The organism is Stenotrophomonas sp. YJH_SMC_25, from assembly GCF_059369595.1.
This window is the reverse complement of record NZ_JCAFSV010000004.1, coordinates 64,135-90,691: the sequence shown is the minus strand read 5'-3', so window position 1 is coordinate 90,691 and position 26,557 is coordinate 64,135. Positions and strand designations below refer to the sequence as shown.

The following is a 26,557-nucleotide window of genomic DNA, read 5'->3' as shown; positions in this document are numbered from 1 at the left end:
GCCGGAACCGTGATCCTCTGCAGATCCAGTCTGGCCTGGCCCACCCGTGCTGTCGATGCCTGGCCCGTGAACCCGCACCGACGCATCCGAGGAATCCCGCATGTCCGACACCCCTCCACCGCTGAACATCCTGGCGTTTGCCGGCAGCCTGCGCAGCAACAGTTACAACCGGCGCCTGGTCAGGGCAGCAGCAGGCGCGGCGCCTGCGGGCCTGCTGCTGACCGTGCATGACACCATTGCCGATATCCCGCTGTTCGACGAAGACCTGGAAGCCGCCGACCCGGCCGGCCCTGCCGGGGTCAAGCGCCTGCGCGCGGCCATTGCGGCCGCTGACGGCGTGCTGATCGCCACGCCGGAGTACAGCCAGTCACTGCCCGGCGTACTCAAGAACACGCTCGATTGGCTGTCCCGCGACGATGCCGAGTACCGCACGGTCCTTTCGGCCAAGCCGGTGGCGATCATCGGCGCTACGCCGGGTCACTGGGGCACCAAACTGGCACAGTCGCAGCTGCGCCATACACTGACCGCCATGGGCGCATTGACCATGGCCTCGCCACAGCTCTATGTGGCCGAAGCAGCGGCCGCCTACGACGATGACGCGGAAGATTTCGACGCGGCGACGCGCAAGCGCCTGCAGCGCTTCCTGGAGGGATTCCAGAGCTGGGTCCAGCTGCTGCAGGGTGGGGCGTCGCGCGGTTGAGCGGTGCCGGCAGAGGCCGTCATCGCCCGCCGGTGCCAAGGACCCGATCATGCAGCCCGCGCAGCTTTTTCTTGTTGATCTTGCCCACGCTGGTCCGCTCGATTGCATCCACGAAGCTCACGCGCTCCGGGATCGCATAGCGTGAGATGTCTCCGGAACGGCTGCGCGCCGCGACCAGTTCGATGATCTCCGCTTCGGCCACATGGCTTCCCGGCTTCCTGACCACCAGTGGCAATGGCCGCTCGCCCCATATCGTGTCGGCGATACCGATCACCGCGACCTCGCTGACCGCCGGGTGCAGTGCGATGATGTCTTCCAGGGCGAGCGAGGAGATCCATTCGCCACCGGTCTTGATCACGTCCTTGATGCGGTCGGTGACACGCAGGTAGCCAGCTTCGTCGATGTTGCCGATGTCGCCGGTGTGCAGGTAGCCGCCCGCCCACAGCGTTGCCGAAGCCTCGGGATCGTGCAGGTAGCCCTGGGTCAGCCAGGGGGCGCGCGCCACCACTTCACCGGTGGCGACGCCATCGTGGACGACATCGCCCATGTCCGGGTCGACGATGCGCAGGTCCACCAGCGGCACCGGAATGCCGGCCTTGGTGCGCAGTGACAGCACCTCGTCGGCATCGGTCACGCTGTCCACGTCGATCTGGGCGATGGTGAGCAGAGGGCAGGTCTCGGACATGCCATAGCCGCCGAAGATGTCGATGCCCCGCGCCAGTGCGCGCTGCGCCAGGGCACGGGGCAGCGCGGCACCGCCGATGATCACCTTCCAGCCCTCCAGGTCGGTCTGCGCGGCGTCCGGGTGCTCCAGCAGCATGTGCAGGATGGTTGGCACGCAGTGCGAGAAGGTCACCTTTTCGCGGGTGATCAACGCCAGCAGTTTCGCAGGCAGGTAGCGCCCCGGATAGACCTGCCTGATGCCCATCGCGGTAGCCACGTAGGGTAGGCCCCACGCGTGCACATGGAACATCGGGGTGATGGGCATGTAGACATCGTCACGATGCAGGCGGCCCTGGCGGGGTGCGCCGCCGAGCGCGGCCATCGCCGCCAGCGAATGCAGCACCAGCTGCCGGTGGCTGAAATAGACCCCCTTGGGCAATCCGGTGGTTCCGGTGGTGTAGAACACCGTGGCACGGGCATTCTCGTCGAAGTCCGGGAAGCGGCCGACCGGCGTGGCACCGCGCAACCCCGCTTCGTACTCGGTGGCGAAGCCTGGCGGCAGCGGGCCACCGGCATCGTCCAGCAGGATGCGCGTGCGCAGGTCCGGCAGCTGCTCGTCGATGGCGTCCAGCAGCGGCAGGAACTCGCGGTTGGCCAGGATCACCCGCGCGCCGCTGTGGTTCAGCGTGTACGCGATCTGCTCGGGGGCCAGGCGCACGTTCACCATCATCAGCACCGCACCGATCATCGGAACCGCGAAGTAGGCCTCCAGGTAGCGGTTGCTGTCCCAGTCCATCACCGCCACCGTGTCGCCGTGGCCGACGCCCAGCGAGGTCAACAGGCCGGCCAGCTGGCCGATGCGCGCCTGCAGGGTGCGGTAATCGAATCGGACCCTGTCGCCATAGACGATTTCCTGTTCAGGACTCACCGCCAGCGGCATCAGCAGCAGCTGCTTGATCAGCAGTGGATAGGCATGGGCATCGGGAGTGGGGGCGGATGACATGGCATTTCCTCGTGGGCGGCGTTGCGGTCGCCGGCCTTCTCCGCACCACACTATCAAGCCCTTCCTGCTGTACCAGCGTACCTAGGTACCTGTTCCCGCGCGCAGCCGATTTGATAATCTCGCCAGGACATGCCAACCCTGCTCATCGCCGATGATCACCCCTTGTTCCGTGCGGCACTGCATCGCGCGGCGGAAGAGGCGGTCGCCGATCTGCAGATCAGCGAGGCGGATTCACTGGACAGCGTGCTGGAGGCGATCGAGAACCAGTCGATCGACCTGATGCTGCTGGACCTGCACATGCCGGGCAACCATGGGCTGGCCGGGCTGGCGACCATCCGTGCGCTGCAGCCGGGCCTGGCGATCATCATCGTCTCCGCCAACGAGGAGCCGCAGGTGATCCGGCGCGCCATCGACCTCGGCGCCGCGGGCTACCTGCCCAAGAGCTCGGGTTTGAACGAGCTGCAGTCCGCGCTGCAATCCGTGCTGGAGGGCGAACGCTGGATCCCGGCGCTGCTGCGCGAGCCGGTGGCGCGCGTGGCGCCGTTCAGCAGGGATGCCGACCTCGCCGCGCGCCTGGCCAGCCTGTCCGCACATCAATACAAAGTGCTGGGGCTGGTGGCCGAGGGCCTGCTCAACAAGCAGATCGCCGACCGGCTGGGCGTACAGCTGCGCACGGTCAAGGCGCACATGACACGCATCATGGAGCGGCTGGGCGTACGCAACCGCGCGCAGGCCATCCGCGTGCTGCACGAAATGGGGTTGGCCGATCCGTCCCGGCTGATCGAAGAGCTGCCCGAGCCCTGAACGGTCAGCGCGTGGCAGTGGCCGCCAGCAGGTGGTTGATCGCCCAGCGCAACGCCAACGGCTTGAACGGCTTGTTGAGCAGGGATAGCCCAGCGCCGCGCACCGCCTCGCGTGTATCGCTGCCGGTATCCGCACTGAGGATCACCGTCGGCCGCGGTCCATGCATGTCCGCAAGCCGCTGCCACAGCGCAACACCGGTATCGCCGTCATCCAGGTGATAGTCGAACAGCCACAGCGCCGCCTCGTGCGCTGAGGGCCCGATGGCATCGGCGCTGCCTGCCGCGATGACGTCGCAGCCCCAGGAAAGCAGCAGTTGCCGCATCGCCTCCAGCGCGTCCGGGTCGTTGTCCACTGCCAGTATGCGGATACCCTTGAGGGCGTTGCTGCCACCCGTCGGTGCCGAACTGCGCGGGGTCACTGGCGGTGCTGCGCGTTGCACGCTGATCGAGAAGGCCGAGCCGTGCCCGGGCACGCTGCGCAGGTGCAAGGGTGCATGCAGCAGATCGGCGATGCGGTGGGCGATGGTCAAGCCCAGTCCCAGTCCCTGGCCGTTGCTGCGGTCGACCCGGTGGAACTCCTCGAACACCACCGCCTGCTGCTCCTGAGCAATGCCGGGGCCGGTGTCATGCACGCCGATCATCAGTGCCTGCCCCTGGCGGCGCACACCCAGCAACACACCGCCATGGCGGGTGTAGCGGATGGCATTGGCCAGGAAGTTCTGCAGCACCCGGCGCAGCAGCAGGGGATCGCTATGGACCCAGGCCTGGCTCCGCACATGGCGGAACTGCAGGCCGCGCGCCGCCGCCAGCACCGCGAACTCCTGCGCGAGCGGATCCAGCACCGTCGACAGCGCGAACGGGCGCGGATCGGCCACCAACCCACCGGCTTCCAGTCGCGAAATATCGAGCAGGCCGGACAGCAGGTCATCGGTGGAATCCAGTGCGCCGCGGATCTGCCGCAGGAAACTGTCGAGGAACTCGGATTCGATGTGCTGCGACATCGCCTCGGTCAGCAGCTGGGCCGCATGCAGGGGCTGGATGAGGTCATGGCCGACCGCCGTCAGGAAGCGGGTTTTCGCCGCGTTCGCGCGCTCGGCCTCCTGGACCGCCTGCTGCAGCCTCGCGGTGCGGTCCTGTACGCGGCGTTCCAGCGTTTCATTGCTGCGCTTGAGCGCATCCTCCGCGCGGCGGAACGCCGTGACATCGGTGAAGGTGGCCACGTAGCCACCGCCCGGCATCGGGTTGCCGCGGATCTCGACGATGGTGTCATCGGGAAATATCCGTTCCGACAGGTGCGGCGTGCCACGGCGCATGTGCGCGACGCGGCGCTGCAACGCCCTGGTGGGCGTGTCGCCGGGGCCATCGCCGATCTTCAGCTGCCCCAGTGCCCACGCCGTGAGGTTGACCACCGGCTGCCCGACCTGCAGCAGCTCCGGCGGGAACTTGAACAGCGCGGCGTAGCGGCTGTTCCAGGCCACCAGCTGCAGCTGCGCATCGACCACGCTGATGCCCTGGCTCATGTTCTCCAGCGCGGCTTCGAGCAGTCGCTGGTTGAAGCGCAGCACCTGGGTAGCTTCGCCGACGGCGCGGGTCACCGCATCCAGCGGCGCGGCGCCGCCCTCGCGTGCGGCTTCGACCAGCAGCCGTGCCATGCCTGCGCCCACCACGGCCGTGAGCTCACGCTCGACGGCGGTGACCCGGTCGTCATCCAGCATCTGCCCGGCGTGGCCCTCCAGCAGCTGGCGCGCACGCTCCTGGCCAAGGAAGCGTCCGGCGGTCCTGCGCAGGGACGCCGCAGCCACCGCATCCCGCCGCCGCGGCAATGACGGACGCACGGCCCGCGACACCAGGGCCACGGTCAGCAGGTTGATCGCCAGGCTGGCCCCCATGCTGATCGCGATATGGCCCGGCTGCACGCGCAGCGAGACCACCGACAACCAGTGCAGCCCGTCGGCGCCGACCGACGGCGTCGCGGCCGGGATCACCATCGGCAGCAGTACCAGCCACAGCCAGGCCAATGAGCCCAGCACGATGCCGGCGATGATGGCCGCGGAGGGCGTACGTGGGCGATACACCGCCAGCAGCACAGCCGGTGCCAGCTGCGAGAGGGCGGTGAAGGACATCAGGCCGAAATCGCTGAGTGCCTCGGTGTCGCTCATCGCGCGGCTGTACAGCCACGACATCAGGAACACGGCGAGGATGCCGGCACGGCGGAACGCCAGCACGCGCGGGCGCAGATCGGCATTGGCCACGCCGCCCCCGATGCCGCCGAGCAGGCGCGAACCGAATCCATGGTTGCCAAGCATGATCGACAGCGTCAGCCCGGACAGGATCATCATGCCGGTGGCCGCGCTCAGGCTGCCCAGGTAGGCCAGCAGCGCCAGCAGATGATGGCCGCCGGCCTGCGGCAGCGCCAGCACGTACAGGTCAGGCGATACCGAGGCCGGCAGCTGCGCGGCGCCGGCCAATGCCATCGGCACCGACGGCAGGCCGATCAGCAGCAGGTAGACCGGGAACATCCAGCGTGCCGTCTTCAGGTCCGATGTCTGGCGAAGCTCGACCACGCCAACATGGAACTGGTGCGGCAGGGTGAACGCGGAGATCGCCCCCAGCGCGACCATGGTGAGATAGTCCGGCACGATGGCCGGTGGTGGCAGCTGCGCCATCTTCTCCAGCAGCGGTGTGCCGGCCTTGTGTACGGACAACGCCGCATACAGGCCAATGGCCAGCAGCGCCACCAGCTTCAATACGGACTCCAGGCCCAGCGCGACCACGATGCCGCGGTTGGGCTCGGTGGCCGAGGCCTTGCGTGCACCGAACAGCAGGGTGAACGCGGCCATCGTCAGCGCGAACCAGAACGACATGTCCAGCTGCGCACCGGCAGGCGCGAACCCATCACCCAGCAGGGTGCCCAGCCCCTGGCTGACGGCTTTCAGCTGCAGTGCGATGTACGGAATGATGCCGAACAGCGCCACCAGGGTGATGGTGAAGCCGAGGCCGCGATCGGCACGCAGTCGTGCAACGACCAGATCGGCGATGGTGGCACTGTTGTGCTGCTTGGCCAGCCGCCCGAGGCGGAGCAGGAACGGCAGGCCGAACGCGAAGATCAGCGCCATGCCGGCCAGGGTTGGTGGAATGGGGAAACCCCATTGCCGCCCCTGCGAGGCCGCACCGTAGTAGGTCCACGCGGTGCAGTGCACGGCCAGCGACAGTGCATAGATGAGCGGCCATGCCTTCGAAAGCCGGTGCCCCCGGCGCTCGCCCCACAGCGCCACGCCAAACAGCAGTGCGGTCCATGCAATGCAGGCGAAGAGGACGATGGAGGGCGTCAACATCGCTCCAGTGTAGGGAGAGAATCGGGCGGGGTGGTGCTAGGGCGTGATCACGATCAGTGACAGCTGCTCAGCGACCAGTGCCAGCTCGCCATCGGCGACCCGCTCGACGGCCTTGCGCTGGATCAGCAGCCACTGGCCGGGCTGGCGCGCATCCAGTGACACCAGCTGCGAGCGTACCCGCACCTCGGACCCGCTCGGCACTGGCGCCAGGAAGCGGACCTTGTTCAAGCCGTAGTTGAGCACATGGGCGATGCCGGGGAAGCCGGCCAGGGCGGCCACATCGTCCTCCACCGTCAGCGAGAGCAGCAGGAAGCCGTGTGCGATGGTACGCCCGCCCGGCATCTGCGCCTGTGCCCGCGCTGGATCGACATGGATCCAGTTGTGGTCGCCGGTCGCGTCGGCAAAGGCATCGATGCGCGCCTGGTCCAGGCAGGTCACGCCACTCAGCCGCTCACTGGCGGCCCACTGCTGCACCGCCTGCAGGGCGGGAGGCAGGTCGCTGTCCGCACTCACACCACACGCTCCAGCAAGGCAAGGATCGCGTCACGCGCCTCTGGTTCGGACAGCATCGGAGCGTGGCCGACATCGGGCACTTCCACCAGACGGACACTTTCCGAGGTGGCCGCCATCTGCCGCGCCACATCGGCCGGCAGGATGTCGGACAGCGCGCCGCGCACCACCAGCACCGGCACCCGGGCGGTCAGCCCGCGAACCGCACGCCACAGCAGGGGACGCAACAGCCACAGCAGCCATGGCCGGGTGGTGCGGATCACTGCCGGGTCGTAGTCCAGTTCCAGCAGGCCATCGCTGCGCGGGCGGAAGGTGCGCACCGCCATCTGCCGCCAGTCGTCGGCGCTGAAGCGAGGGAACGCAGCCTTGCCGATGGATTCCACGTAGGCCGTGGCCTGCACCAGGTCCATCGGCGGTACCGGCTTGCCGGCATACTTGCCGATCCGTGCCAGCGCCTCACGCGGCACCCTGGGGCCGGCATCATTGAGCACCGCGCCCGCGATCCGCTCCGGCGCGCGCGAAGCGAGGGTGATGGTCACCAGCACGCCCAGTGAGGTGCCGACGAACACCGCCTTGTCGATGTTCTGCGCGCGCAGCAGCGCGACCATGTCATCTGCGTAGGTGCGCGGGTTGTAGCTGGACGGATCGTGCGCACGTTCTGAACCGGCGCGGCCACGCAGGTCGACGGCGATCACGCGCCATCCCTCGGCGGTGAGTGTTTCGGCCAATGCATCGAAATCGGCACCATTGCGGGTCAGGCCGGGAATGCAGACCACGGTGCCGCGGGGCGCCTGCCGGGCGTCCGCTGCATGGTCGCGCGCGTGCAGGCGCAGGCCATCGTCGCTGTTCCAGTACAGGTCGTCGTAAGACTGCGTCATGCAGAAGCTTCCTGAAGATCGTAACGGATGCGCTAGAAATCGTAACGGACGCTAAGGCTATATTGGCGGGGCGGACCATAGAAGCCAATCAGCGTGCCGACTGCAGGAATGTTGTAGCCAGTAGTGCGGTATTCCTTGTCGGCCAGGTTGGTGCCCTGCAGCGAGAAGGTCCACGCATCATCCAGGCGCCAGATGACGCCGGCATTGACCAGCCCATAACCCTGCTGGCGGATCACCGGGCTGAGGTCGGTGGTCGGCCACACTTCGCTCTGGTAACTGTAGCTCACCCGTGCCGACAGGTTGCTGCCGTTGGCCAGGTCGGTGCGGTATTCCACGTTGAACGCACCGGAGAACTCCGGCGCATTGGTGAACTTCATCTGCCTGGCCACGTTGATGCCGCGGTCCATGTACTCGTCGTATCTGGTATCCAGCCACGCCAGGTTGCCGGAAATCAGCCAGTGCTGGCTGGGCAGGTACTGATACTCGACTTCCAGGCCTTTGACGGTACCGGCGCCGGCATTGGTGAAATCACCGAAGAAGGAATCATCGATGCCATCGCCATTGGTATCCAGGCCGGTGAACACCGACAGCTGGATGTCCTTGTACTTGTTGTAGAACGCTGACAGGTTCAGGAACAGGCGCTGGTCGAGAAAGGCCATCTTGCTGCCGACCTCATAGCTGTCCACGGTCTCGTCATCGAACGGCTCCGCCGAGCGCGGTACCGCCACCGCGTTGGCGCGGATGTTGTAGCCGCCGGACTTGAAGCCACGCGTCGCCAGGCCATAGACCATGATGTCCGGAGTGATCTGGTAGTCCAGCGAGACCTTGGGTGAGACGTTCCTGAAATTGGTCTTCTTGTCGAAATCGGCGGTCACCGCCACCGGCCGGCTGAAGCCCGGGTCGGCGTAGAGGCGGTTGAGCACGATCGCGCGCTTGTCCTCGTCGGTGTAGCGGGCGCCGACATCGAGCTTCAGTCTGCTGGTCAGGTCGAAGGTCCAGTCCGCATACAGCGCGATGCTGTCGGTCAGCACCTTGCCCTGGTTGTCGGCGAACTGGGCACTGAAATAGTTGTTCTGGATCTGCCCGCCAGCCTCGCCACTGAACTGGTACAGGCCGACCACACCGCGCACCCGGCCGCCGGCATCGTAGTTCAACTGCACTTCGTTGCTGACCTGGTCGTCGTGGTAGGTGCCATCCACGTCGGCCAGCTTGATCGGCGTGGTGTCGAAGTCGATGTTGGCCTCGCTGTCCGACTCACGCTTGGCCACCACATACTTCACAGCGATGTCTTCGTTCGGTCGCCAGTTCACCGTGGCCGAGGCGCCCTTGCTCTCCACGTTGTTGAGGTTGCGCATGCCCGAGCGGATGTCATAGCGGCTGTCCATCGGCGGGTAGGCGCGCAGGAACGGATTGGATGCCAGCATCTTCGAGCCGCGCATGCCGGACTGATCGTCGATCCAGTCCAGTGCGAACTGCACGTCGAAGTCGTCGCCCGCATACGCGCCCAGGTTCAGGCGTGCCGCGTTGATCTGCTTGTCGCTGACCGGCTGGCCGTTGAAGGTGTTCTCGCCAAACCCGTCGTGGTTCATGCTGGCCACCGCCACACGGGCGCGCAGGCCACTGTCGGCACCGCCGATCGGGCCGCCGATGGCCGCCTCCGCATCCAGCTGGCTGTAGTTGCCCACGGTGATCTGGGCGAAGCCCTCGGTCTGGGTCGGCAGGCCGCGCGAAATGTACTTGATCGCGCCGCCGATGGTGTTCTTGCCGTAGAGCGTGCCCTGCGGGCCGCGCAGCACCTCGATGCGCGAGACGTCGAAAACGTCCAGCAGCGCGCCCTGCGGACGTGCGATGTAGACGTCATCCAGATTGATGCCAACACCCGGATCGGCGCCCCAGGTGGGATCGGACTGGCCGATGCCACGGATGTAGGCGGTGACCGTGCTGCTGGCGCCGCGGGCGGCGTAGATGGTCAGGTTGGGTACCTGCGCATCCAGGTCGCTGATGTCCTGGACATTCATCTTGTCCAGCGCTTCGGAGGTAAATGCGGTAACCGCTACCGGGACCTCCTGAAGGGTTTCCTCGCGCTTGCGCGCGGTGACCTTGATGCTGTCCAGGTTGGTGGGTGATGCAGTGCTGGCCGCCGTCGGCGTGGCCTGGGGCGTTTCCTGTGCCAGTACCGGCCCGGAGGCCAGCAATGCGCCGATCATGAGACTCAGGCAATTCCGTTTCATTCGGTCCTCCCCCAGGCAGCTGCTTGCAGATGGCCCATTGCCATCCTGCAGCCAAGGCTAGCGGTGTCATCACGCAGCGGCGAGTGGACCTAGGTCCAGTCGGCAGCGGCCGCTGGATGCGGATACTGGGCGCGCCCCCAGCCGGAAGCGCGTCCCGGTACCACTTCATCCACGACTCACGCATGAGGATCTGGCCATGAAATCCGGAATCGATTCGATCAAGGTTGCACTGCTGGTGCTGTGCAGTTGGCTGGCGATGGCGGGCAGTGCCCTCGCCGCAGGCCCGGCCGGGCATTGGGACGTTGGCCTGTACGGCAATCTGTTCGGCGCCCGCGAGTACCAGGTGTGGGTGCCGGCCGGCTACGACGACCAGCAGCCGCTTCCGTTGCTGCTGGTGCTGCACGGCTGCGTCAACGGGCCCAACCTGATGGGGGAGGCGTCAGGCTTCAATGATGTGGCCGACACCGAAGGGTTCATCGTGGTCTACCCCCGGCAGAACGTCACCTCCAATCCGGCCCGCTGCTGGAGCTGGCAGCTGCCGATCAACCAGGCCCGCGACAGCGGCGAAGCGTCGATCCTGGCCGGCATCGTGGACAAGGTGAAAGCGGACTACAGCGTGGATCCGCGCCGGGTCTATGTCACCGGCATTTCGGCAGGTGGTGCGATGACCTCGATCATGCTGGCCTGCTATTCGGATGTGTTCGCTGCCGGCGCCATCCACTCCGGTGGCATGTTCAAGGGCGCGACCACGATTTCCGGCAGCGCCTACGCACTGCTGGCCGGCAGCATCTATTCGCCGGACAGCAATGGCCGCCTGGCGTGGCAGTGCTCGGGTTCGCCGTCGCCGCGACCGCTGCCGGTGCTGGTGTTCCATGGCAGCGCCGATCTCACCGTCAATCCGGTGAACGGCCAGCAGGCCGTGCGCCAGTTCCTGCAGACCAATGACCTGGCCGACGACGGCCAGGACAACGACTCGGTGAAATACGTGCCGACCAGCACCTATCACGGGCAGGTGCCGGGCGGCCGCGCGTATACCGTCGACACCTACGCCTACGGTGGCAGGGCGCTGGTCCAGCACTACGTGGTGCAGGGCATGGGGCATGCCTGGAGCGGCAGCCAGTCGGGCCTGCCATTCACCGACCCGAAGGGGCCGGACGCCACGCTGATCACCTGGTTGTTCCTGAAGGACTACCAGCGCTGACGGGGGGCAGGGGGCCTCCAGGGAGGGGCGCGACTGGAGGTGCCGGATGGCACCTTCAGCCGCTCATGGCAATCAATTATCGTGAGCGCCCGTTCCCACGACCTTCAAGCGCCGGCGCATGGAATCCATGTCAACGACTACCCGAAACCGGCAATGGCTCAATGCCGTCGTGCTATCCGCAGTGCTCCTTGCCGTCGGCTGCGAGGGCAGGAAGACTCCGCCGAACGATGTGGGGGCGGCGGTTGACGAGGTGGCCCAGGCCCTGATCGAACAGCCTTTGCTGCACTCGGCCTCCATCGGCGTGGTGTACCGGGGCAAGACCTTCATCCGTCACCGCGGCGAGATGGTAGCCGGCAAGCCCGATGTTCCGACCGACGCAACGCTGTATGAGATCGGCTCGCTGAGCAAGACCCTGGCGGGCACGTTGATGGCCCGTGCGGTGCTTGAGGGCAGGGTGGGCCTGGAGGATGACGTTCGCAGCTACCTGCAGGGCGACTATCCGAACCTGCAGTACCAGGGCCAGCCCATACGGGTCCGTCACCTGCTGTCACACACCAGTGGCCTGCCGAACATGCTGCCGGAGCGGGCGAACACCGTGTTGGAGGACTTCACCGATCACCGCGTGCCCGGTGAACTCAGTGCCCTCTATGCGCATTACGGCAAGCCGGATTTCCTGCGGGATCTGCACGCCGTGCGGATCCCACGGATGCCCGGGAAAGAGTACGCCTACTCCAGTGCTGGGACGGAGCTGACGGCCCACATTCTGGAAGGCGTCTACAAGACCGACTACACGTCATTGCTGCGTGGCTTCTTCAGCGACGCCGCAGCAATGACCAGCATCGGGATCAAGCTGGGGAATGCGGAAAAAGACCGTCTTGCCATCGGCTACCACAGCGACAATCCGGTGCCGACCTCGCCGATGCCACAGTTGCCATGGGGCGCTTCCGGCAACGTCAAGGCAACAGTGCCCGACATGGTGAAATACCTTCAGTTCCAGCTGGCCAACGGCCCGGTGGTGCAGGAATCGCATCGCACTCTGGCCAGATTCGACGACGAGTTCAGCATCGGCTATTTCTGGAACATCGTCGCTGGCGATCGCCAGAAGGGTGTCTATTACGCCCACCACGGTGGCGTTCCACGCTCGCAGTGCTACATCTACATCATGCCGGAGCACGATCTGGGCATCTTCGTGATCACCAACCAGAGCGGTGACCGGACCGCGCGTGCCATGGAGGCGGCGATCGATACCCTGGTCGGGAGAATCGCGGCGCGTTGAACCGCCCGCTGAGGCTCGGGCCCACGCGGCCCGGTCCGTGCACCAATGTGGCTTCGCAGGACGACGTGTCGGACAAGCCTGGAACCGATCTGGACAGACTGCTCGGCCCCGGCGGCTGTCGGCCGCAGGGCTTTGCGCTCGAACTATTGGCATTCGTCGCTGCATGCTGTCGTTGGTCGCATGTTCTCCACAACGCGGGTGCCCGCGGCTAGGCTGTAGTGATCGACTACAGGGATGACCACCCTATGAACCGCTGGCTTTTCCTGGCGCTTGCTGCGCTCCCGTTCACTGCCGGTGCCGTGGTCATCCGTGATGACGTTGACGACGCCCGGTATCAGATCGATGCCTCTGTCTTCCCGGCGCTGGCCGACATGCCGGGCGAAGGACATGGCGTTCTCATCGCCCCGCGCTGGGTGTTGACCGCAGCGCATGCGGCACCCATGGAAGGGATGGAAGAATCCATCTCCATCAATGGACGCGCCTATGCGGTCGAGCGCGTCTTCCTGCATCCCGGTTTCAGAAGAATGCCGGAGGCCCTGGGCAAGGAGGCGCTGGCGACAGGAAATCCCTCCAGGATCCACGCGTTCCTGGCAGCATCGGATGACATCGCACTGATCAGGCTTGCGACTGCTGTAAAGGATGTACAGCCCGTAGCGCTCTATCGCGGTGCTGCCGAAGTCGCGCAGATCGCGGCCCTGATAGGGAAGGGGGCTACCGGCAATGGCGTCGTAGGGCTGGCGCCGGGCGGCCCGCATCGCACGACCCTGCGGCGGGCATTCAACGCGATTACCGGCGGCAACGAACGGTATCTCTGGTACCGGTTCGATCCGCCACCGCAGGCCCTGCCGCTGGAGGGGGTTCTCGGCAACGGTGACAGCGGCGGTCCGTTGGTGATTGATGATCACGGAACGCCGCAGCTGGTGGGGCTTGGTTCGTGGATCACTGCGGTTCCAGAGCATGCGCTCGAGGCGGGGTTCTATGGCCAGGTGGTCTACAACGTTCGCGTATCGCGCTACATCGACTGGATCGAAAGCATCAGCCGTGACGCGTCACATTGATTGCTTTTCGTGGAGGCGTAGCAGTGCAGGGGGGCGTTACCCTGATCTCAGCCGGTGCGACGGGCGTTCGTATGCTTCCCATCATGGGCTCATCATTTCACCGTCCAGATTTCATGATCGTCACCCGGCCGTCCGGCTGGGTGCAGAGCGGCGAGCGCTGGGATCTGTGGTGGAACGGCCGTTCGGTGGCCAGTATCGTGCCGCATGCCGTGCTCGGGTTCCGCCTGAAACTGGACGCACGCAGGATGTCACAGAGCAAGGTCGTGTCCGTCGCCAGCGCCCGCCAGGCGAAGCGCTACGCCGAGCGCTGGTGCGCGGCGCGGCTCTGCCCACAACTGCCACTGCGTGACGCCGTCGCCCGACTGGTGCAGAGTGCACCCGAACCGGGCGCCGTGTTCGCGCCGCCACTGACCCGGACGCAGCGGCAGCAGGCCCGGCGCTTGGCCGAGGCCGGCGCAAGCGAGATGGGGCGGATCAAGGAAGCGCTGGCGCCACGGCCGCGCGTGATGGCCGCCAGGCCCGAGGTGCAGGGACGAGGTGGAACCTGGTCTGTGCCCGGACAGAATCCATCCTCGCCGCACCGAAACGGGAACACCTCCCCAGCCAAGGTTACGCCGAAAGCTCCTCACGCACGATCCTGGCCCCTTCGCTGAGCGCGCGCAGCTTGCCGCGTGCCACTTCCCGTGCAAGCGGCGCCATGCCGCAGTTGGTGCTTGGGTAGAGTTTGTCGGCATCCACGAACTGCAGCGCCCTGCGCAGCGTGTTGGCCACGTCTTCCGGCGTTTCGACCGTATTGGAGGCTACGTCGATGGCGCCCACCATCACCGTCTTGCCGCGCACCAGTTCGATCAGGTCGATCGGTACGTGCGAGTTCTGGCATTCCAGCGAGATGATGTCGATGCTGGAGGTCTGCAGCTTGGGGAACGATTCTTCATACTGCCGCCATTCCGAGCCCAGTGTCTGCTTCCAGTCGGTGTTGGCCTTGATGCCATAGCCGTAGCAGATGTGCACCGCCGTCTGGCACTTCAGGCCCTCAACCGCACGCTCCAGCGCGGCCACGCCCCAGTCGTTCACTTCGTCGAAGAACACGTTGAAGGCCGGCTCATCGAACTGGATGATGTCGACGCCAGCGGCTTCCAGCTCCTTCGCTTCCTCGTTGAGGATCTTCGCGAACTCCCAGGCCAGCTTTTCGCGGCTCTTGTAGTGCGCGTCGTACAGCGTATCGATCATGGTCATCGGGCCGGGCAGGGCCCACTTGATCGGCTGCGTGGTCTGGCGGCGCAGGAACTTCGCATCCTCGACGAACACCGGCTTCGGACGGCTCACGGCGCCGACCACGGTCGGCACGCTGGCATCGTAGCGGTTGCGGATGCGGACCGTTTCGCGCTTCTCGAAATCGACGCCGCTGAGGTGCTCGATGAAAGTGGTGACGAAGTGCTGCCGGGTCTGTTCGCCGTCGCTGACGATGTCGATGCCGGCGTGCTGCTGCTCCTGCAGGGACAGGCGCAGTGCATCCTGCTTGCCTTCAGTCAGGCCTTCGTCCTGCAGCTTCCAGGGTGACCAGAGCTTCTCGGGCTCGGCCAGCCAGGAGGGCTTGGGCAGGCTGCCTGCGGTGGAGGTGGGAAGCAGTTTCTTCGTCGACATTGCGTCTGGTTTCCTGGGGGCGAATGGGGAATCAATGAATCAGCGGGCAGCCCACTGCTCAAGCACGGCGCGGTACGGCTTGATGAAGTGTTCTTCGGTGAACCGGCCCTGCTTGACCGCCAGCTGGCTGCGCTCTTCGCGGTCGTAGACGATGCGGGTGGAGGAGTAATCCTGGTGCTTCAGGCTGGGCTGGTAGACCTTGCCCGCCACGGAGTTGGCGTTGTAGATCTCCGGGCGGTAGATCTTCTGGAAGGCCTCCATCGTGCTGATGGTGCCGATCAGCTCCAGGTTCGAGTAGTCGCCCAGCAGGTCGCCCTGGAAGTAGAACGCCAGCGGTGCGACGCTGCCCGGCGGCATGAAGTAGCGCACCTGCAGGCCCATCTTGTCGAAATACTGGTCAGTGGGAGAGAACTCGCCCTGGCGGTATTCCACGCCCAGGATCGGGTGGTGGTTCTCGGTGCGGTGGTAGGTCTTGCTGCTGGATACGCTGATGCAGATTACCGGCCCCTTGCTGAAGTTGGCGCGATAGGCCTCGGACTCCAGGAAATGCTTGAACAACTTGCCATGCAGGTCGCCAAAGCCCTCCGGAATGCCAAAGGTGGCCTTCCCTTCGTTGCTGGCCGGCAGCACCACGCTGAAATCGTAGTCGCGCACGTAGGACGAGAAATTGTTGCCGACGATGCCTTCGGTGCGCGCGCCGGTGCGGGTGTCGACGATGGTCGGGCGCAGCACCTCGATCAGCGGGAACGGATCGCCGCCATCGCTGTTGCCGATGTGCATCTCCACCGAGATGATGTCCAGCTCGACCGCGTAGCGATCCGCGCTGGGGTTGTCCCAATGCGCCAGATCGTTGAAGCGGTTGTTGATCATGCTGATCGTGTTGCGCAGGTTTTCCTGGCGGGACGCGCCGCGGGCCAGGTTGGCGAAATTGGTGGTGATGCGTGTCCCGTCAGCAGGCTGGTAATCCTCGTTGAAGGGGATCTGCGTGATGCTGAAGGTGAAGGTGTCGGTCGTCATGGGTGGCGTTCCGTAGTGCGGGGTGACATCCGGATGCGGGCGAGGGCATCCGGCATTCAAAGTGCTGCGGCCGCTTCCAGGTCGGCGGCGCGCTGGCGAGGCAGGTCCAGCAGCGGCATGGCCCGCCGCACCGCCAGCCGTGCCCGCTCGACTAGGGCGTCGTTGTGCACGCGACCGTCGGCGAAATCGCGGTCGGTGGCGTAGACGCCCAGCGGCAGGGTGCGGGCCTGGAAGAAGCTGAAGAGCGGGCGCAGCTGATGGTCGATCACCAGCGAATGGCGCTCGCTGCCGCCGGTCGCGGCCAGCAGGATGGGGGTGTCGACCAGTGCGTCCTGGTGGACGAAGTCGAAGAAATGCTTGAACAGCCCTGTGTACGAGCCGCGATAGACCGGCGTGCTCACCACCAGCACATCGGCCTGCTCGACGGTGGTCAACTGGCGTTCCACGGTGTCGGGCAACTGCGAACGCCAGAGCGCACCGGCCAGCTGCGGGGCCAGTGCGCCCAGTTCGACCAGGTGCTGCTCGCTGTGGATGTCCTCGCCGATCAGGCCCAGCAGATGCTCGGCCAGGGTGGCGGCCTTGGAGGGGCGCTGCAATCCGCCGGACACGGCGACGATTCGAAGGGGGCGGGCAGGTGAAAGCATGACCCGATGCTAGCCACGGCCTTCCATGACGTAAAATGGTATTACTTCACCTATCCATGAGCAGGATTCATCGTCATGCTGGAGCGGATCCACCTCAGCATCGTGCAGCAGGTCGAGCAGCAGGGCTCGCTTACCGCGGCCGCCGGCGTACTCAACCTGACCCAGTCGGCCCTGAGCCACAGCATGAAGAAGCTGGAGCAGCAGCTGGGCACTGATGTATGGCTGCGCGAAGGCCGCAGCCTGCGCCTGACCCAGGCCGGGCAATACCTGCTGGCCGTCGCCAACCGCGTGCTGCCGCAGCTGGATCTGGCCGAGGAACGGTTGGGCCAGTTCGCACAGGGCGAGCGCGGCGCGCTGCGCATCGGCATGGAATGCCATCCCTGCTACCAGTGGCTGCTGAAGATCGTCTCGCCGTACCTGGCCGCGTGGCCGGATGTGGATGTGGACGTCAAGCAGAAATTCCAGTTCGGCGGCATCGGCGCGCTGTTCGGCTACGAGATCGACCTGCTGGTTACCCCCGATCCACTGCTGAAGCCAGGCCTCAAGTTCATTCCCGTGTTCGACTACGAGCAGGTGCTGGTGGTGGCCAGGAACCACGCCCTTGCCAAGGTGGATTACGTGAAGCCGCGCCAGCTCGGCCAGGAAGTGCTGATCAGCTATCCGGTGCCGTTCGAGCGCCTGGACATCTACAACCAGTTCCTGCTGCCGGCCGGCATCACGCCGCGACGGCACAAGGCCATTGAAACCACCGACATCATGATGCAGATGGTGGCCAGCGGTCGTGGCGTGGCCGCCATGCCGCGCTGGCTGGTGGAAGAGTACGCCACCCGCATGGACGTGGTGCCGGTGCGCCTCGGTGCGAAGGGCATTCCCAAGCAGATCTATCTGGGTGCGCGCGAAGCCGATACCAGCATCGACTACCTGCAGGCCTTCATCGAACTGGCGCGGAACAGTTCGCCGCTGGCCGGCAATGCAGGCGTGGGCGCGTGATGTCCGCGCCTACGTCGCTGCGGGTGCAGGCCTTCCTTGATGCTTTTTCGCTGGAGGTGAGCGCCAGGGCCATGCCGGCGCTGGGTGCCGAAGCCACCCGCATTCCGCGTGGCACCACGATCTCCATTCCCTGGCTGGCCAGCGAGGACGACGACGCACGCCTGGCAGCGGCGCGCAGGGTGCGTGAACTGGGCTTCGAGCCGATGCCGCATCTCTCGGCGCGGCGCATCGGGTCGCGTGCGGTGCTTGAGCGCTTCCTGCAGCGTGCCGCCAACGAGGCAGGTGTCGCCCAGTGCTTGGTGATCGCCGGCGACCTGGCCACGCCCGCCGGACCGTTTGCTGACAGCGCTTCGATCATCGAGAGCGGCCTTCTGGAGAGGGCCGGTATCAAGGTCGTCGCCATCGGCGGTCACCCCGATGGCCATCCGGTCCTGGGCAGTGACGCGTGCTGGCAGGTACTGGAACACAAGTGCCAGTCCATCGAAGCGCGCGGCATGGCGCCAATGATCATCACGCAGTTCGCCTTCGATGCCGACATCGTCCTGGCCTGGTTGCACGCGCTGCGCGCCCGTGGCATCCACGTTCCGGTGCTGGTCGGCGTGCCGGGCCCGGCAAGCATCGCGCGGCTGGTACGTTACGCCGCAATGTGTGGGGTGGGGGCCAGTGCATTGATGCTGTCCCGGTATGGCATCTCGATCGGCCGGTTGCTGGGCAGCGCGGGCCCGGAGGTGTTCGTGGACCGTCTGGCGGGCGGTTTGACTGATGCCCACGGGTTGGTCAGCCCGCACTTCTTTCCGTTCGGTGGAATTGCCCAGTCGTTGGACTGGGTCAAACAGCATCGGGCGCTGCCATCGGTTGCCCGCCGCTGACAGGCCATCAATCGTGCCTGCCGGGCAGCGCATGGCCCGGTGCCGCCCCGCTCAGCCCCGGCGGTGGCGTATCCCTGACGGGGTACTGATCAGGCCCGCATTGCTGATGGCCTGGCGCGTACCGCACGTCCGGCACGCAAGCACGGTTCCTCCTCGCACATGCTCCATTTCCTGCTCGCCCCAGACGCTGGTTGCGCCGCAGGCCGTGCAGGTGGCTTCGATCTGCAGGGCACGGGCCAGGTCGCCCTCCGCGCCTGGCGTGTAGGTGAGGTCCCTGATCTTGAATAGGCCGGTATGACTCATTGGAACGCCGTTGTGGGTGCACTACGGGAAGATGCGAGGCGAAGGTGTCGACAGGGTTGGCACAGTGTCGAGAAACGGCGCGCTTCAGCTCATGGATCACTACGCAGCACGAACTCCTCCAGCCGCGCCCGGCTGACGGACTGGTGGTTGCCACAGCCTGGGCAACTGAGCGAAGCAGCGCCGTTGAGATCGACGAGGCCATGATCAGGAATGGCGCGGAACTGCCTTGAACACTTCAGGCAGGAACAATCGATCCGGGTGACCTGCAGCAGGGTGCCATCCTCACGCGCCACTCCTTCGACGCTGTTTACATAGAACTGTCCGATGTCGCGCATGAAGATGAATAAAGCCCTGAACGTATGGGGGCGTTCATCATGCCGCCTGTCGCGCTGCTAGGCGCGAACCGTATTCTGAAGAATTAAGAATACGCATCACGGCCCGGACTTGCGCCGGGTGCTAGAGTGTGAATAGGTGCCGACGTGGCCCTGCATTCAAGGCGAAGTCCATGCCCATCCGGGCCGTTGTATACGCAAGCCAGGCCGTTGAAGGCCTTTCGATTGACCGCCTGGAAGCACTCGTCACCGATGCCGCGAGGTTCAACAAGCTTGCAGGGGTGACAGGCGTGCTGCTGCATGACGGCACGCGATTCGTGCAGTACTTCGAAGGGCCGGAAGATGGGGTGGCCAGCGTTTACGAGCGGGTGCTGCAATCGACCAGCCACACGGATGTGGTGGAGCTGGCCCGGGGGCGTGTCTCTACCCGGCAGTTCCCCTATTGGTCGATGCACCAGCTTCCTGCCGACCAGCTTCTGGTCGGCAGGCTTGCCAGGGCCGACTGGTCACGCTTCAAGAGAAGCCAGCCCGAGGAGATTGCGGGTTCTGCGTGGGGTATCGATGTGCTGGCCGCCGCGGTTGAGCCCTACGTGCACGCCGCTTAGTTTCCGGTTCGGCGGCCGCTCCTTTGAGATGTGCAGCGACATGAAGGCTTTCATCACGCTCATCGCCGCATTTGCTCCGGGCCCGGCGCTTGCCGATTCCCCGCTGCCGCCGCCAGAAAGGCTCACGGCATGCTCCTCCACGCGAAATCTCTGTACCGATTCGGATCCAGCCGTCAATTCAACACGGGTAACACCACAGGCATCGGGTCAGGATGCCTGGCCGATACGCGGATGGCATCGCGGGTTGTTCCCGTCGGACGATGGGGAGCCGGTCGTGGTCGGCTACGAAGGCATGAACCTGGTCCCGGCTGACGTGACGTTGAGTGAGCCGGTGCTGCATTTCTACAATCGCGGCCGCCTGGTTCGCACCGTTACGCTCGATCAGTCGTATCGGCGCACCATGGCGTGACCACGCCATCACCCGCATTCACCCCGCAGCAGCGAAAATGCACCATCGGGCGCGCCCCTACGCGCGCCGCTCACTGCCCGCAGGATCGCGAAGATGTCCAATCCCCCCTTTGGTGAATCGTCATGTGCCGCCGCTGCCAGCGGTTGCGTCGAGGTGCGCGGCGCGCGCGAGCACAACCTCAGGAATGTCGACGTCTCCATCCCGCGCAATGCATTGGTGGTGTTTTCCGGTGTTTCGGGCTCCGGCAAGTCATCGCTGGCGTTCGGCACGATCTTCGCGGAGGCGCAGCGGCGCTACTTTGAGTCGGTTGCGCCGTATGCACGGCGCCTGATCGACCAGGCCGGCGTGCCCGATGTGGACGCCATCGACGGGTTGCCGCCGGCAGTGGCCCTGCAACAGCAGCGCGGCGCCAGCAACGCGCGCTCATCGGTGGGCAGCGTCACTACGCTGTCCAGCCTGGTGCGCATGATGTATTCGCGTGCAGGTGCATACCCGGCCAACCAGCCGATGCTTTACGCCGAGGACTTTTCGCCCAATACCCCGCAGGGCGCCTGCAGCACCTGTCACGGGCTGGGGCACGTCTACGAGGTGACGGAAGCCTTGATGGTGCCGGATCCGTCGCTGAGCATCCGCGAGCGCGCCATCGCCTCCTGGCCGCCGGCCTGGCATGGCCAGAACCTGCGCGACATCCTGGTCACGCTCGGCTACGACATCGACGTACCGTGGAAGAAGCTGCCGAAGAAGGATCGGGAGTGGATCCTGTTCACGGAGGAAACGCCCACCGTGCCGGTCTATGCAGGCTTCACGCCTGCCGAGACCCGGGCTGCGCTCAAGCGAAAGCTCGAGCCGAGCTACATGGGTACATACACCGGCGCGCGTCGCTATGTGCTGCATACCTTCGCCAACACCCAGAGCGCGCTGATGCGCAAACGGGTTTCCCGCTACATGGAAGGCAAGCTGTGCCCGGTCTGCCACGGAAAGCGCCTGAAGCCGGAAGCGCTCTCGGTCACCTTCGCGGGCGTGGATATCGGTGAGTTCATGCGGTTGCCGCTGGATCAACTGGCGGATCTGCTGGAGCCCATCGCGGAAGGTGATTTCGGTGCACACAGCAAGGGTGCACCTATCAGCAGGCATGCGACACCCCGCGATCGTGCCCGGCGCGCCGCGAGTGGCCGCGCGACGCACGAGGGCGCCCCCGACGTGCGCCTGACCTCGGCCCTGTCCGAAGAGAAGCGGCTGGCCGCACAGCGGCTGGCGGGCGGAGTCATGGGGCGGGTACGGCAACTGCGCGAGCTTGGCCTGGGCTATCTCTCGCTGGACCGCGCCACGCCCACGCTGTCCGCCGGCGAACTGCAGCGCCTGCGGCTGGCCACGCAGCTCAGCTCGTTGCTGTTTGGTGTGCTGTACGTGCTCGACGAGCCTTCGGCCGGACTGCATCCCGCCGACAGCCAGGCGCTGTACGACGCGTTGGACCGGCTGCGTGATGGCGGAAATTCGGTGTTCGTGGTCGAGCACGATCTGGAGCTGATGCGCCGCGCGCAGTGGCTGGTGGACGTGGGCCCGGAGGCCGGCGAGCGGGGAGGGCGCGTGCTCTACAGCGGTGAGCCGGGCGGCCTGCGCCAGGTGCAGGAGTCGCGCACGGCACTGTATCTGTTCGACCAGGTACCCGCGCCCACCCGTCGGCAGCGCACCGCCACCCACTGGCTGGAACTGCAGGGCATCCATCGCCACAACCTGCAGGGAGTGGACGCGCAGGTGCCGCTGGGATTGCTGACGGCCGTGACCGGCATTTCGGGGTCGGGCAAGTCCAGCCTGATGGCACAGGCCTTGCCCGAGCTGATGCTGCTGCACCTGGGGCATGAACCCGCGGATGATGGCGCCGAGGCGTCGCCGAACGACGGGCCGACGGTGATGGAAACCACCCGAGGCCAGTTGGCCGGTGATGTGGACGCCATCCAGCGGGTCGTGCAGGTCGACCAGAAGCCGATTGGCCGCACACCGCGCTCCAACCTCGCCACCTATACCGGGCTGTTCGATCACGTACGCAAACTGTTCGCGGCGACGCCCGCCGCACGTCGTCGTCGCTTCGATGCGGGTCGTTTCTCGTTCAACGTAGCCAAGGGCCGATGCGAAACCTGCGAAGGCGAGGGTTTCGTGAGTGTCGAACTGCTGTTCATGCCCAGCGTCTATGCCCCATGCCCCACCTGCCACGGCGCCCGCTACAACGAGGCCACGCTGAAGGTGCTGTGGAACGACCGCAACATCGCCGAGGTCCTGCAGATGACCGTGGACCAGGCGCATGCATTCTTCATGGCGGAAGAGGTCATTGCCCGGCCGTTGCAGCTGCTGCAGGACATCGGCCTGGGTTACCTGAGGCTGGGCCAGCCGGCCACGGAGCTTTCAGGCGGCGAGGCCCAGCGCATCAAGCTGGCCACTGAACTGCAGCGCAGCCAGCGCGGGCGCACGCTTTACGTGCTGGACGAACCCACCACCGGCCTGCACGCGTCGGATGCGGACAGGCTGCTGGTTCAGCTGCAGCGGCTGGTCGACGCAGGAAATACGGTGGTGATGATCGAGCATGACATGCGGGCGGTCGCCCAGGCGGACTGGGTGATTGACGTCGGGCCGGGCGCAGGCAGCGCGGGTGGCACCATCGTGGCGAAGGGAACGCCGCAACAGGTGGCCCGCGCGCGGGGAAGCAGGACAGCGCCTTTCCTTGCGCGCGAGCTGGCTCCTCTGTAGGGCCGAGCCATGCCCGGCCATCACCCTCGGCCAGATCCGGGGGCGGCCTGTCCAGCAAACGATGCTCAGGTCTCCCCGCGCCACTGGCTCATCAACATCTGCAGAAAGCGTTCCGCAGTAGGCGAGAGCAGGGCGCCCCGGCGACGGACGATCCCGATCGTGCGCGACACCACGGGGTTACCAATCGTGCGCGTCACCAGGGTCGGATGATCCCCGTCCGGCGTGGCCATTTTCGGCAGGACCGATACGCCGATGCCGGCCTCGACCATGCCCAGTGACGTCGACAGGTGGGTCACTTCGTAGTGCCAGCTCAGCTTGAGGTTCTCGCGCGCCAGGGCACCATCCAGCAGCGTGCGGTTGCCGCTGGTGCGATGCACGGTGATCAGCTGGTGCTCGGCCAGATCGGCCCATTCAACCTTGCGCTTGCGGGCCAGCGGATGATCGCGTCGGCAGGCCAGCACGAAGGGATCTTCGGCCAGCACGTCGAAATCGAGATTCGGATCGTTGGCGCCCATGAAGTTGATGCCGAACTCGACTTCGCCACGCTCTACCGCCTGCAGGCCTTCGGTGGCCGGGATATCCAGGATCCGGAAGCGCACGTTGGGATGCGCTTCGTGGAAACGCGCCATCACGCTGGGCAGGAAGTAGAACGCCGCCGTGGGCAGGCAGGCGATGGTGACGGTAGCGCCCCGCGTATCGTCCCGGCCCCGCAGTGAGAACAGTGATCCATCGAATTCCTCCAGCATGCGACGCACCAGCGGCAGCAGGTTCTCGCCGACGGCGGTGGTGCTGACGCTGCGCGTGGTGCGCTCCAGCAGTGGCGAACCCACAGCCTGCTCCAGCTTCTGTATCCGTCGGCTGAGTGCCGGCTGGGAGACGTGCAGGATCTCCGCGGCGCGGTGGAAGCTGCGCGTCTCCGACACCAGAAGGAATGCGCGTAGATCCAGGATTTCGCAATTGATGCTCATTGGGTATCAATCATCAAAAAATCAGCAATTCACAGATCAATTGGGGCCATGCCAGTATCGAATCACAGAGGGGTCATTCATCCCCTATACGCATCAATCTAGCACACGTATGTCCAACGATCTGCTCAGCATTCCCTGCGTACTCATGCGCGGTGGTACATCCAAGGGCCCGTTCTTCCTGGCCAGCGATCTTCCGGCGGACATTGCTGAACGCGATCGCCTGCTGGTGGAAGTAATGGGGTCGGGCCATCCGCTGCAGATCGATGGCATCGGTGGCGGCAACGCGCTGACCAGCAAGGTGGCCATCATCGACCGATCCAGCCGGGCAGACGCCGACGTGGATTATCTGTTCGCCCAGGTACGGGTGGAGCAGCAGGCGGTGGACACGTCCCCCAACTGCGGCAACATGCTGGCGGCGGTGGGCCCGTATGCCATCGAGCGGGGGCTGGTGCAGGCTCAGGATCCGCAGACCGAGGTGCGCATCCACAACGTCAACACCGGCAAGCTGATCATCGCCACGGTGGAAACGCCGGGTGGCCATGTGGTCTACCGCGGTGATACGCGCATTGCCGGCGCACCGGGCTCGGCCGCGCCGGTCAGGCTTTCCTTCCTTGATGCCGCAGGCGCCCGCACCGGCAAGCTGCTGCCCAGCGGCCACGCCCGGGAAACCATCGATGGCGTGCCGGTCAGCCTGGTGGACTGCGCCATGCCGATGATGCTGGTGCGTGCCGAAGACCTGGGCGTGCACGGTGATGCCTCGCCCGCCGAACTGAACGCGGATGCCGCGTTCATGCGCCGGCTGGAAGCGCTGCGCATCGAGGCGGGCGCCCGCATGGGCATCGCCGACGCCGGCAACAAGGTCATTCCCAAGCCGGTGCTGCTGTCGGCGCCGCAACACGGCGGCGATCTGCAGGTGCGTTACTTCATGCCGCACCAATGCCACACCGCACTGGCGATCACCGGTGCGGTCGGCCTGGCTACCGCCGCCGTCACGCCGGGCACGCTGGCCCACACTTTGGTCGGGTGCCTGTCCGTTCCCGGCAGCATTACCCTCGAACATCCGAGCGGGGACCTGCAGGTGGGCCTCAGTCGCAGCTCGGATGACGCACCGGTGATTGCCAGCGTGGTCCGCACCGCACGCCGACTGTTCGAAGGTCGCGTGTTTGCGACAACGCCAGCGCCTGCCATGGCCAGTTCCACCCAAGCCCGCCAATGGACGTCAGCGGCATGATCTGAACCCGGCAGGGCCGGCGCAGACGCGCATGCCTGCCATTACAACGTAGATGCTTCACTCCTGGGAGGGATGATGTACAAGCAGTTCTTCATGGCCGCGCTGTGCGCGGCCGGCCTGGCCGCGGCCGGTTGCAGCAACAGCGGGCGCGCGGAAGGCGCATCCACCGGCACCGGTGACGATGCACCCGTGCGCATCAGCGTCGGCTCCTACAACCTCAACAACCTTCCGTTCTTCATTGCCGATGCCAAGGGCTACTTCAAGGACGTCGGCCTGGACGTAAAAACCGAGAACTTCGCCCAGGGTGGCTCGAAGGTGCTGCAGGCCCTGGTGGCGAATTCCACCGACGTGGCGGTCGGTTTCTACGACCACACCATCCAGATGCAGGCCAAGGGCAAGGATGTGGTCGCCTTCGTGCTGCTTTCGCGCAATTCGGGCCTGGTGATGGCCGGCCGCGAGGATGCCACCTTCGATCCGGCCCGCCCGGACACCATCAAGGGCCAGAAGGTCGGCATCACGGCCCCGGGCTCCTCGTCCGACTTCTTCGTCCGCCACTTCCTGGCGCAGCACGATATTCCGGCCGACAGCATTTCGCTGATCGGCGTCGGCTCGGGCGCTGCTGCAGTCGCCGCGCTCGAGCAGGGCAAGATCGACCTGCTGGTCAACTACGATCCGGCTGCAACCCTGATCACCGAGCGCAAGGTCGGGAAGATCATCCTTGACGCGCGCAGCGACGAAGGCGCCCGCCAGGTCTATGGCGGGCTGTACCCGACCTCGGTGATGTACGCCAACCAGAGCTTCCTGGACAAGCGCCCCGAAGCGGCCGAGAAGATCGCCCGTGCCGAACAGATGGCGCTGAAGTTCATCGCCGACAACAGTGCCGAGGAGATCGTTGCCGCGCTGCCGGACAGCTACGTCTCCGGCGACCGCGCCACCTATGCCCGCGCGGTGGAGAACGCGCGCGCGATCTTCACCCGCGATGGACGCTTCACGCCGGCCGACCTGGAGACGCCGTTGAAGGTGCTGCGTGAGTTCAATACCGATGTGGCCAAGGCCAACATCGATCTGTCCAGGACCTACACCAATGCCTTCGTCGAGCGTGCCAACGCTGCGGCGCCGGCTGCCCAACCGTAAGCGGAGGTAAC

At 65.7% G+C, this 26,557-nt stretch carries 23 protein-coding genes; 13 read left to right on the top strand and 10 right to left on the bottom strand.

Annotation, left to right across the window (positions count from 1 at the left end):
* Positions 1-100: 100 nt before the first annotated feature.
* Complete coding sequence (locus AC5P7E_RS06985) at positions 101-700, top strand: NADPH-dependent FMN reductase (protein ID WP_005409751.1); 600 nt, start codon at positions 101-103, stop codon at positions 698-700.
* 19 nt (positions 701-719) lie between these two features.
* Here AC5P7E_RS06985 and AC5P7E_RS06980 read toward each other — a convergent pair whose 3' ends face one another.
* Complete coding sequence (locus tag AC5P7E_RS06980) at positions 720-2,366, bottom strand: fatty acid--CoA ligase (RefSeq protein WP_197596066.1); 1,647 nt, start codon at positions 2,364-2,366, stop codon at positions 720-722.
* A gap of 129 nt (positions 2,367-2,495) precedes the next feature.
* Between AC5P7E_RS06980 and AC5P7E_RS06975 the strand changes: the two genes are divergently transcribed.
* A complete protein-coding gene (locus AC5P7E_RS06975) occupies positions 2,496-3,170 on the top strand; it encodes a response regulator transcription factor (protein ID WP_005409749.1) in 675 nt (224 codons plus the stop codon).
* A gap of 4 nt (positions 3,171-3,174) precedes the next feature.
* Here AC5P7E_RS06975 and AC5P7E_RS06970 read toward each other — a convergent pair whose 3' ends face one another.
* The 4 genes from AC5P7E_RS06970 to AC5P7E_RS06955 are packed head-to-tail and all read right to left on the bottom strand — an operon-like array spanning position 3,175 to position 10,123.
* Positions 3,175-6,504 (bottom strand): hybrid sensor histidine kinase/response regulator, encoded by a 3,330-nt coding sequence (locus AC5P7E_RS06970; RefSeq protein ID WP_114618375.1) that lies wholly within the window; start codon positions 6,502-6,504, stop codon positions 3,175-3,177.
* Positions 6,505-6,540: 36 nt separating this feature from the next.
* A complete protein-coding gene (locus tag AC5P7E_RS06965) occupies positions 6,541-7,017 on the bottom strand; it encodes a MaoC family dehydratase (protein ID WP_012480330.1) in 477 nt (158 codons plus the stop codon).
* Complete coding sequence (locus AC5P7E_RS06960) at positions 7,014-7,892, bottom strand: alpha/beta fold hydrolase (RefSeq protein WP_114618376.1); 879 nt, start codon at positions 7,890-7,892, stop codon at positions 7,014-7,016. The genes AC5P7E_RS06965 and AC5P7E_RS06960 overlap by 4 nt, the downstream gene beginning before the upstream one ends.
* Before the next feature lie 32 nt (positions 7,893-7,924).
* Positions 7,925-10,123 (bottom strand): TonB-dependent receptor, encoded by a 2,199-nt coding sequence (locus AC5P7E_RS06955; RefSeq protein ID WP_495222831.1) that lies wholly within the window; start codon positions 10,121-10,123, stop codon positions 7,925-7,927.
* A gap of 196 nt (positions 10,124-10,319) precedes the next feature.
* On the opposite strand from AC5P7E_RS06955, the gene AC5P7E_RS06950 reads away from it, so the two are divergent.
* The 4 genes from AC5P7E_RS06950 to AC5P7E_RS06935 all read left to right on the top strand — a co-directional run bounded on the left by AC5P7E_RS06950 (position 10,320) and on the right by AC5P7E_RS06935 (position 14,311).
* On the top strand, positions 10,320-11,324 hold the full coding sequence (locus tag AC5P7E_RS06950) for an extracellular catalytic domain type 1 short-chain-length polyhydroxyalkanoate depolymerase (protein WP_114618378.1): 1,005 nt from the start codon (positions 10,320-10,322) through the stop codon (positions 11,322-11,324).
* Between the two features lie 118 nt (positions 11,325-11,442).
* The gene (locus tag AC5P7E_RS06945; protein WP_231347450.1) at positions 11,443-12,600 is read left to right on the top strand and encodes a serine hydrolase domain-containing protein; all 1,158 of its coding nucleotides are present in this window, start codon (positions 11,443-11,445) and stop codon (positions 12,598-12,600) included.
* Between the two features lie 245 nt (positions 12,601-12,845).
* Complete coding sequence (locus AC5P7E_RS06940) at positions 12,846-13,658, top strand: S1 family peptidase (protein ID WP_114618379.1); 813 nt, start codon at positions 12,846-12,848, stop codon at positions 13,656-13,658.
* A gap of 83 nt (positions 13,659-13,741) precedes the next feature.
* A complete protein-coding gene (locus AC5P7E_RS06935; protein WP_231347582.1) occupies positions 13,742-14,311 on the top strand; it encodes a hypothetical protein in 570 nt (189 codons plus the stop codon).
* Here the strand turns inward: AC5P7E_RS06935 and AC5P7E_RS06930 are convergent.
* The 3 genes from AC5P7E_RS06930 to msuE are packed head-to-tail and all read right to left on the bottom strand — an operon-like array spanning position 14,268 to position 16,963.
* Positions 14,268-15,302 carry a methionine synthase gene (locus tag AC5P7E_RS06930; protein ID WP_099527465.1) on the bottom strand — a complete coding sequence of 345 codons (1,035 nt, stop codon included), beginning with the start codon at positions 15,300-15,302 and terminating at the stop codon, positions 14,268-14,270. The two genes, AC5P7E_RS06935 and AC5P7E_RS06930, sit on opposite strands and share 44 nt — an antisense overlap.
* Before the next feature lie 39 nt (positions 15,303-15,341).
* Positions 15,342-16,319, bottom strand: coding sequence for a DUF1852 domain-containing protein (locus AC5P7E_RS06925; RefSeq protein WP_049450720.1), 978 nt, complete (start codon positions 16,317-16,319; stop codon positions 15,342-15,344).
* Positions 16,320-16,375: 56 nt separating this feature from the next.
* Positions 16,376-16,963 carry an FMN reductase gene (gene msuE / locus AC5P7E_RS06920; RefSeq protein ID WP_111118041.1) on the bottom strand — a complete coding sequence of 196 codons (588 nt, stop codon included), beginning with the start codon at positions 16,961-16,963 and terminating at the stop codon, positions 16,376-16,378.
* Between the two features lie 75 nt (positions 16,964-17,038).
* Between msuE and AC5P7E_RS06915 the strand changes: the two genes are divergently transcribed.
* A complete protein-coding gene (locus AC5P7E_RS06915; protein ID WP_065183568.1) occupies positions 17,039-17,953 on the top strand; it encodes a LysR family transcriptional regulator in 915 nt (304 codons plus the stop codon).
* The gene (locus AC5P7E_RS06910) at positions 17,953-18,822 is read left to right on the top strand and encodes a methylenetetrahydrofolate reductase (RefSeq protein WP_111118040.1); all 870 of its coding nucleotides are present in this window, start codon (positions 17,953-17,955) and stop codon (positions 18,820-18,822) included. Before AC5P7E_RS06915 ends, AC5P7E_RS06910 begins: the two co-directional genes overlap by 1 nt.
* A gap of 392 nt (positions 18,823-19,214) precedes the next feature.
* On the opposite strand, the gene AC5P7E_RS06905 is transcribed toward AC5P7E_RS06910, so the two are convergent.
* On the bottom strand, positions 19,215-19,460 hold the full coding sequence (locus AC5P7E_RS06905; RefSeq protein WP_005409734.1) for a hypothetical protein: 246 nt from the start codon (positions 19,458-19,460) through the stop codon (positions 19,215-19,217).
* Positions 19,461-19,630: 170 nt separating this feature from the next.
* On the opposite strand from AC5P7E_RS06905, the gene AC5P7E_RS06900 reads away from it, so the two are divergent.
* The 3 genes from AC5P7E_RS06900 to AC5P7E_RS06890 all read left to right on the top strand — a co-directional run bounded on the left by AC5P7E_RS06900 (position 19,631) and on the right by AC5P7E_RS06890 (position 23,213).
* Positions 19,631-20,062: a BLUF domain-containing protein gene (locus AC5P7E_RS06900; protein ID WP_043033421.1), complete on the top strand. Its 432-nt coding sequence runs from the start codon at positions 19,631-19,633 to the stop codon at positions 20,060-20,062.
* Between the two features lie 40 nt (positions 20,063-20,102).
* Entirely contained in the window at positions 20,103-20,471 is a 369-nt protein-coding gene (locus tag AC5P7E_RS06895) for a hypothetical protein (RefSeq protein ID WP_146257161.1), read from the top strand.
* 93 nt (positions 20,472-20,564) lie between these two features.
* Complete coding sequence (locus AC5P7E_RS06890; RefSeq protein WP_111118039.1) at positions 20,565-23,213, top strand: excinuclease ABC subunit UvrA; 2,649 nt, start codon at positions 20,565-20,567, stop codon at positions 23,211-23,213.
* 65 nt (positions 23,214-23,278) lie between these two features.
* Here the strand turns inward: AC5P7E_RS06890 and AC5P7E_RS06885 are convergent, their stop codons facing one another.
* Positions 23,279-24,181, bottom strand: a complete 903-nt coding sequence (locus AC5P7E_RS06885) for a LysR family transcriptional regulator (protein ID WP_005409730.1) — start codon at positions 24,179-24,181, stop codon at positions 23,279-23,281.
* Positions 24,182-24,290: 109 nt separating this feature from the next.
* Between AC5P7E_RS06885 and AC5P7E_RS06880 the strand changes: the two genes are divergently transcribed.
* Both AC5P7E_RS06880 and AC5P7E_RS06875 read left to right on the top strand, forming a co-directional pair.
* Entirely contained in the window at positions 24,291-25,412 is a 1,122-nt protein-coding gene (locus tag AC5P7E_RS06880; RefSeq protein WP_099497791.1) for a 4-oxalomesaconate tautomerase, read from the top strand.
* Between the two features lie 75 nt (positions 25,413-25,487).
* Entirely contained in the window at positions 25,488-26,546 is a 1,059-nt protein-coding gene (locus AC5P7E_RS06875; protein WP_005409728.1) for an ABC transporter substrate-binding protein, read from the top strand.
* Positions 26,547-26,557 lie beyond the last annotated feature (11 nt).

Bases quoted from the DNA above. Each gene is read 5' to 3' on its own strand.
- AC5P7E_RS06925 (WP_049450720.1), bottom strand. From the start codon at position 16,319: ATGACGACCGACACCTTCACCTTCAGCATCACGCAGATCCCCTTCAAC.
- AC5P7E_RS06880 (WP_099497791.1), top strand. From the start codon at position 24,291: ATGTCCAACGATCTGCTCAGCATTCCCTGCGTACTCATGCGCGGTGGT.
- AC5P7E_RS06900 (WP_043033421.1), top strand. From the start codon at position 19,631: ATGCCCATCCGGGCCGTTGTATACGCAAGCCAGGCCGTTGAAGGCCTT.
- AC5P7E_RS06895 (WP_146257161.1), top strand. From the start codon at position 20,103: ATGAAGGCTTTCATCACGCTCATCGCCGCATTTGCTCCGGGCCCGGCG.
- AC5P7E_RS06970 (WP_114618375.1), bottom strand. From the start codon at position 6,504: ATGTTGACGCCCTCCATCGTCCTCTTCGCCTGCATTGCATGGACCGCA.
- AC5P7E_RS06955 (WP_495222831.1), bottom strand. From the start codon at position 10,123: ATGAAACGGAATTGCCTGAGTCTCATGATCGGCGCATTGCTGGCCTCC.
- AC5P7E_RS06935 (WP_231347582.1), top strand. From the start codon at position 13,742: ATGGGCTCATCATTTCACCGTCCAGATTTCATGATCGTCACCCGGCCG.
- AC5P7E_RS06915 (WP_065183568.1), top strand. From the start codon at position 17,039: ATGCTGGAGCGGATCCACCTCAGCATCGTGCAGCAGGTCGAGCAGCAG.
- AC5P7E_RS06910 (WP_111118040.1), top strand. From the start codon at position 17,953: ATGTCCGCGCCTACGTCGCTGCGGGTGCAGGCCTTCCTTGATGCTTTT.
- AC5P7E_RS06930 (WP_099527465.1), bottom strand. From the start codon at position 15,302: ATGTCGACGAAGAAACTGCTTCCCACCTCCACCGCAGGCAGCCTGCCC.
- AC5P7E_RS06950 (WP_114618378.1), top strand. From the start codon at position 10,320: ATGAAATCCGGAATCGATTCGATCAAGGTTGCACTGCTGGTGCTGTGC.
- msuE (WP_111118041.1), bottom strand. From the start codon at position 16,963: ATGCTTTCACCTGCCCGCCCCCTTCGAATCGTCGCCGTGTCCGGCGGA.
- AC5P7E_RS06975 (WP_005409749.1), top strand. From the start codon at position 2,496: ATGCCAACCCTGCTCATCGCCGATGATCACCCCTTGTTCCGTGCGGCA.
- AC5P7E_RS06905 (WP_005409734.1), bottom strand. From the start codon at position 19,460: ATGCGCGACATCGGACAGTTCTATGTAAACAGCGTCGAAGGAGTGGCG.
- AC5P7E_RS06890 (WP_111118039.1), top strand. From the start codon at position 20,565: ATGTCCAATCCCCCCTTTGGTGAATCGTCATGTGCCGCCGCTGCCAGC.
- AC5P7E_RS06960 (WP_114618376.1), bottom strand. From the start codon at position 7,892: ATGACGCAGTCTTACGACGACCTGTACTGGAACAGCGACGATGGCCTG.
- AC5P7E_RS06940 (WP_114618379.1), top strand. From the start codon at position 12,846: ATGAACCGCTGGCTTTTCCTGGCGCTTGCTGCGCTCCCGTTCACTGCC.
- AC5P7E_RS06945 (WP_231347450.1), top strand. From the start codon at position 11,443: ATGGAATCCATGTCAACGACTACCCGAAACCGGCAATGGCTCAATGCC.
- AC5P7E_RS06885 (WP_005409730.1), bottom strand. From the start codon at position 24,181: ATGAGCATCAATTGCGAAATCCTGGATCTACGCGCATTCCTTCTGGTG.
- AC5P7E_RS06980 (WP_197596066.1), bottom strand. From the start codon at position 2,366: ATGTCATCCGCCCCCACTCCCGATGCCCATGCCTATCCACTGCTGATC.
- AC5P7E_RS06985 (WP_005409751.1), top strand. From the start codon at position 101: ATGTCCGACACCCCTCCACCGCTGAACATCCTGGCGTTTGCCGGCAGC.
- AC5P7E_RS06875 (WP_005409728.1), top strand. From the start codon at position 25,488: ATGTACAAGCAGTTCTTCATGGCCGCGCTGTGCGCGGCCGGCCTGGCC.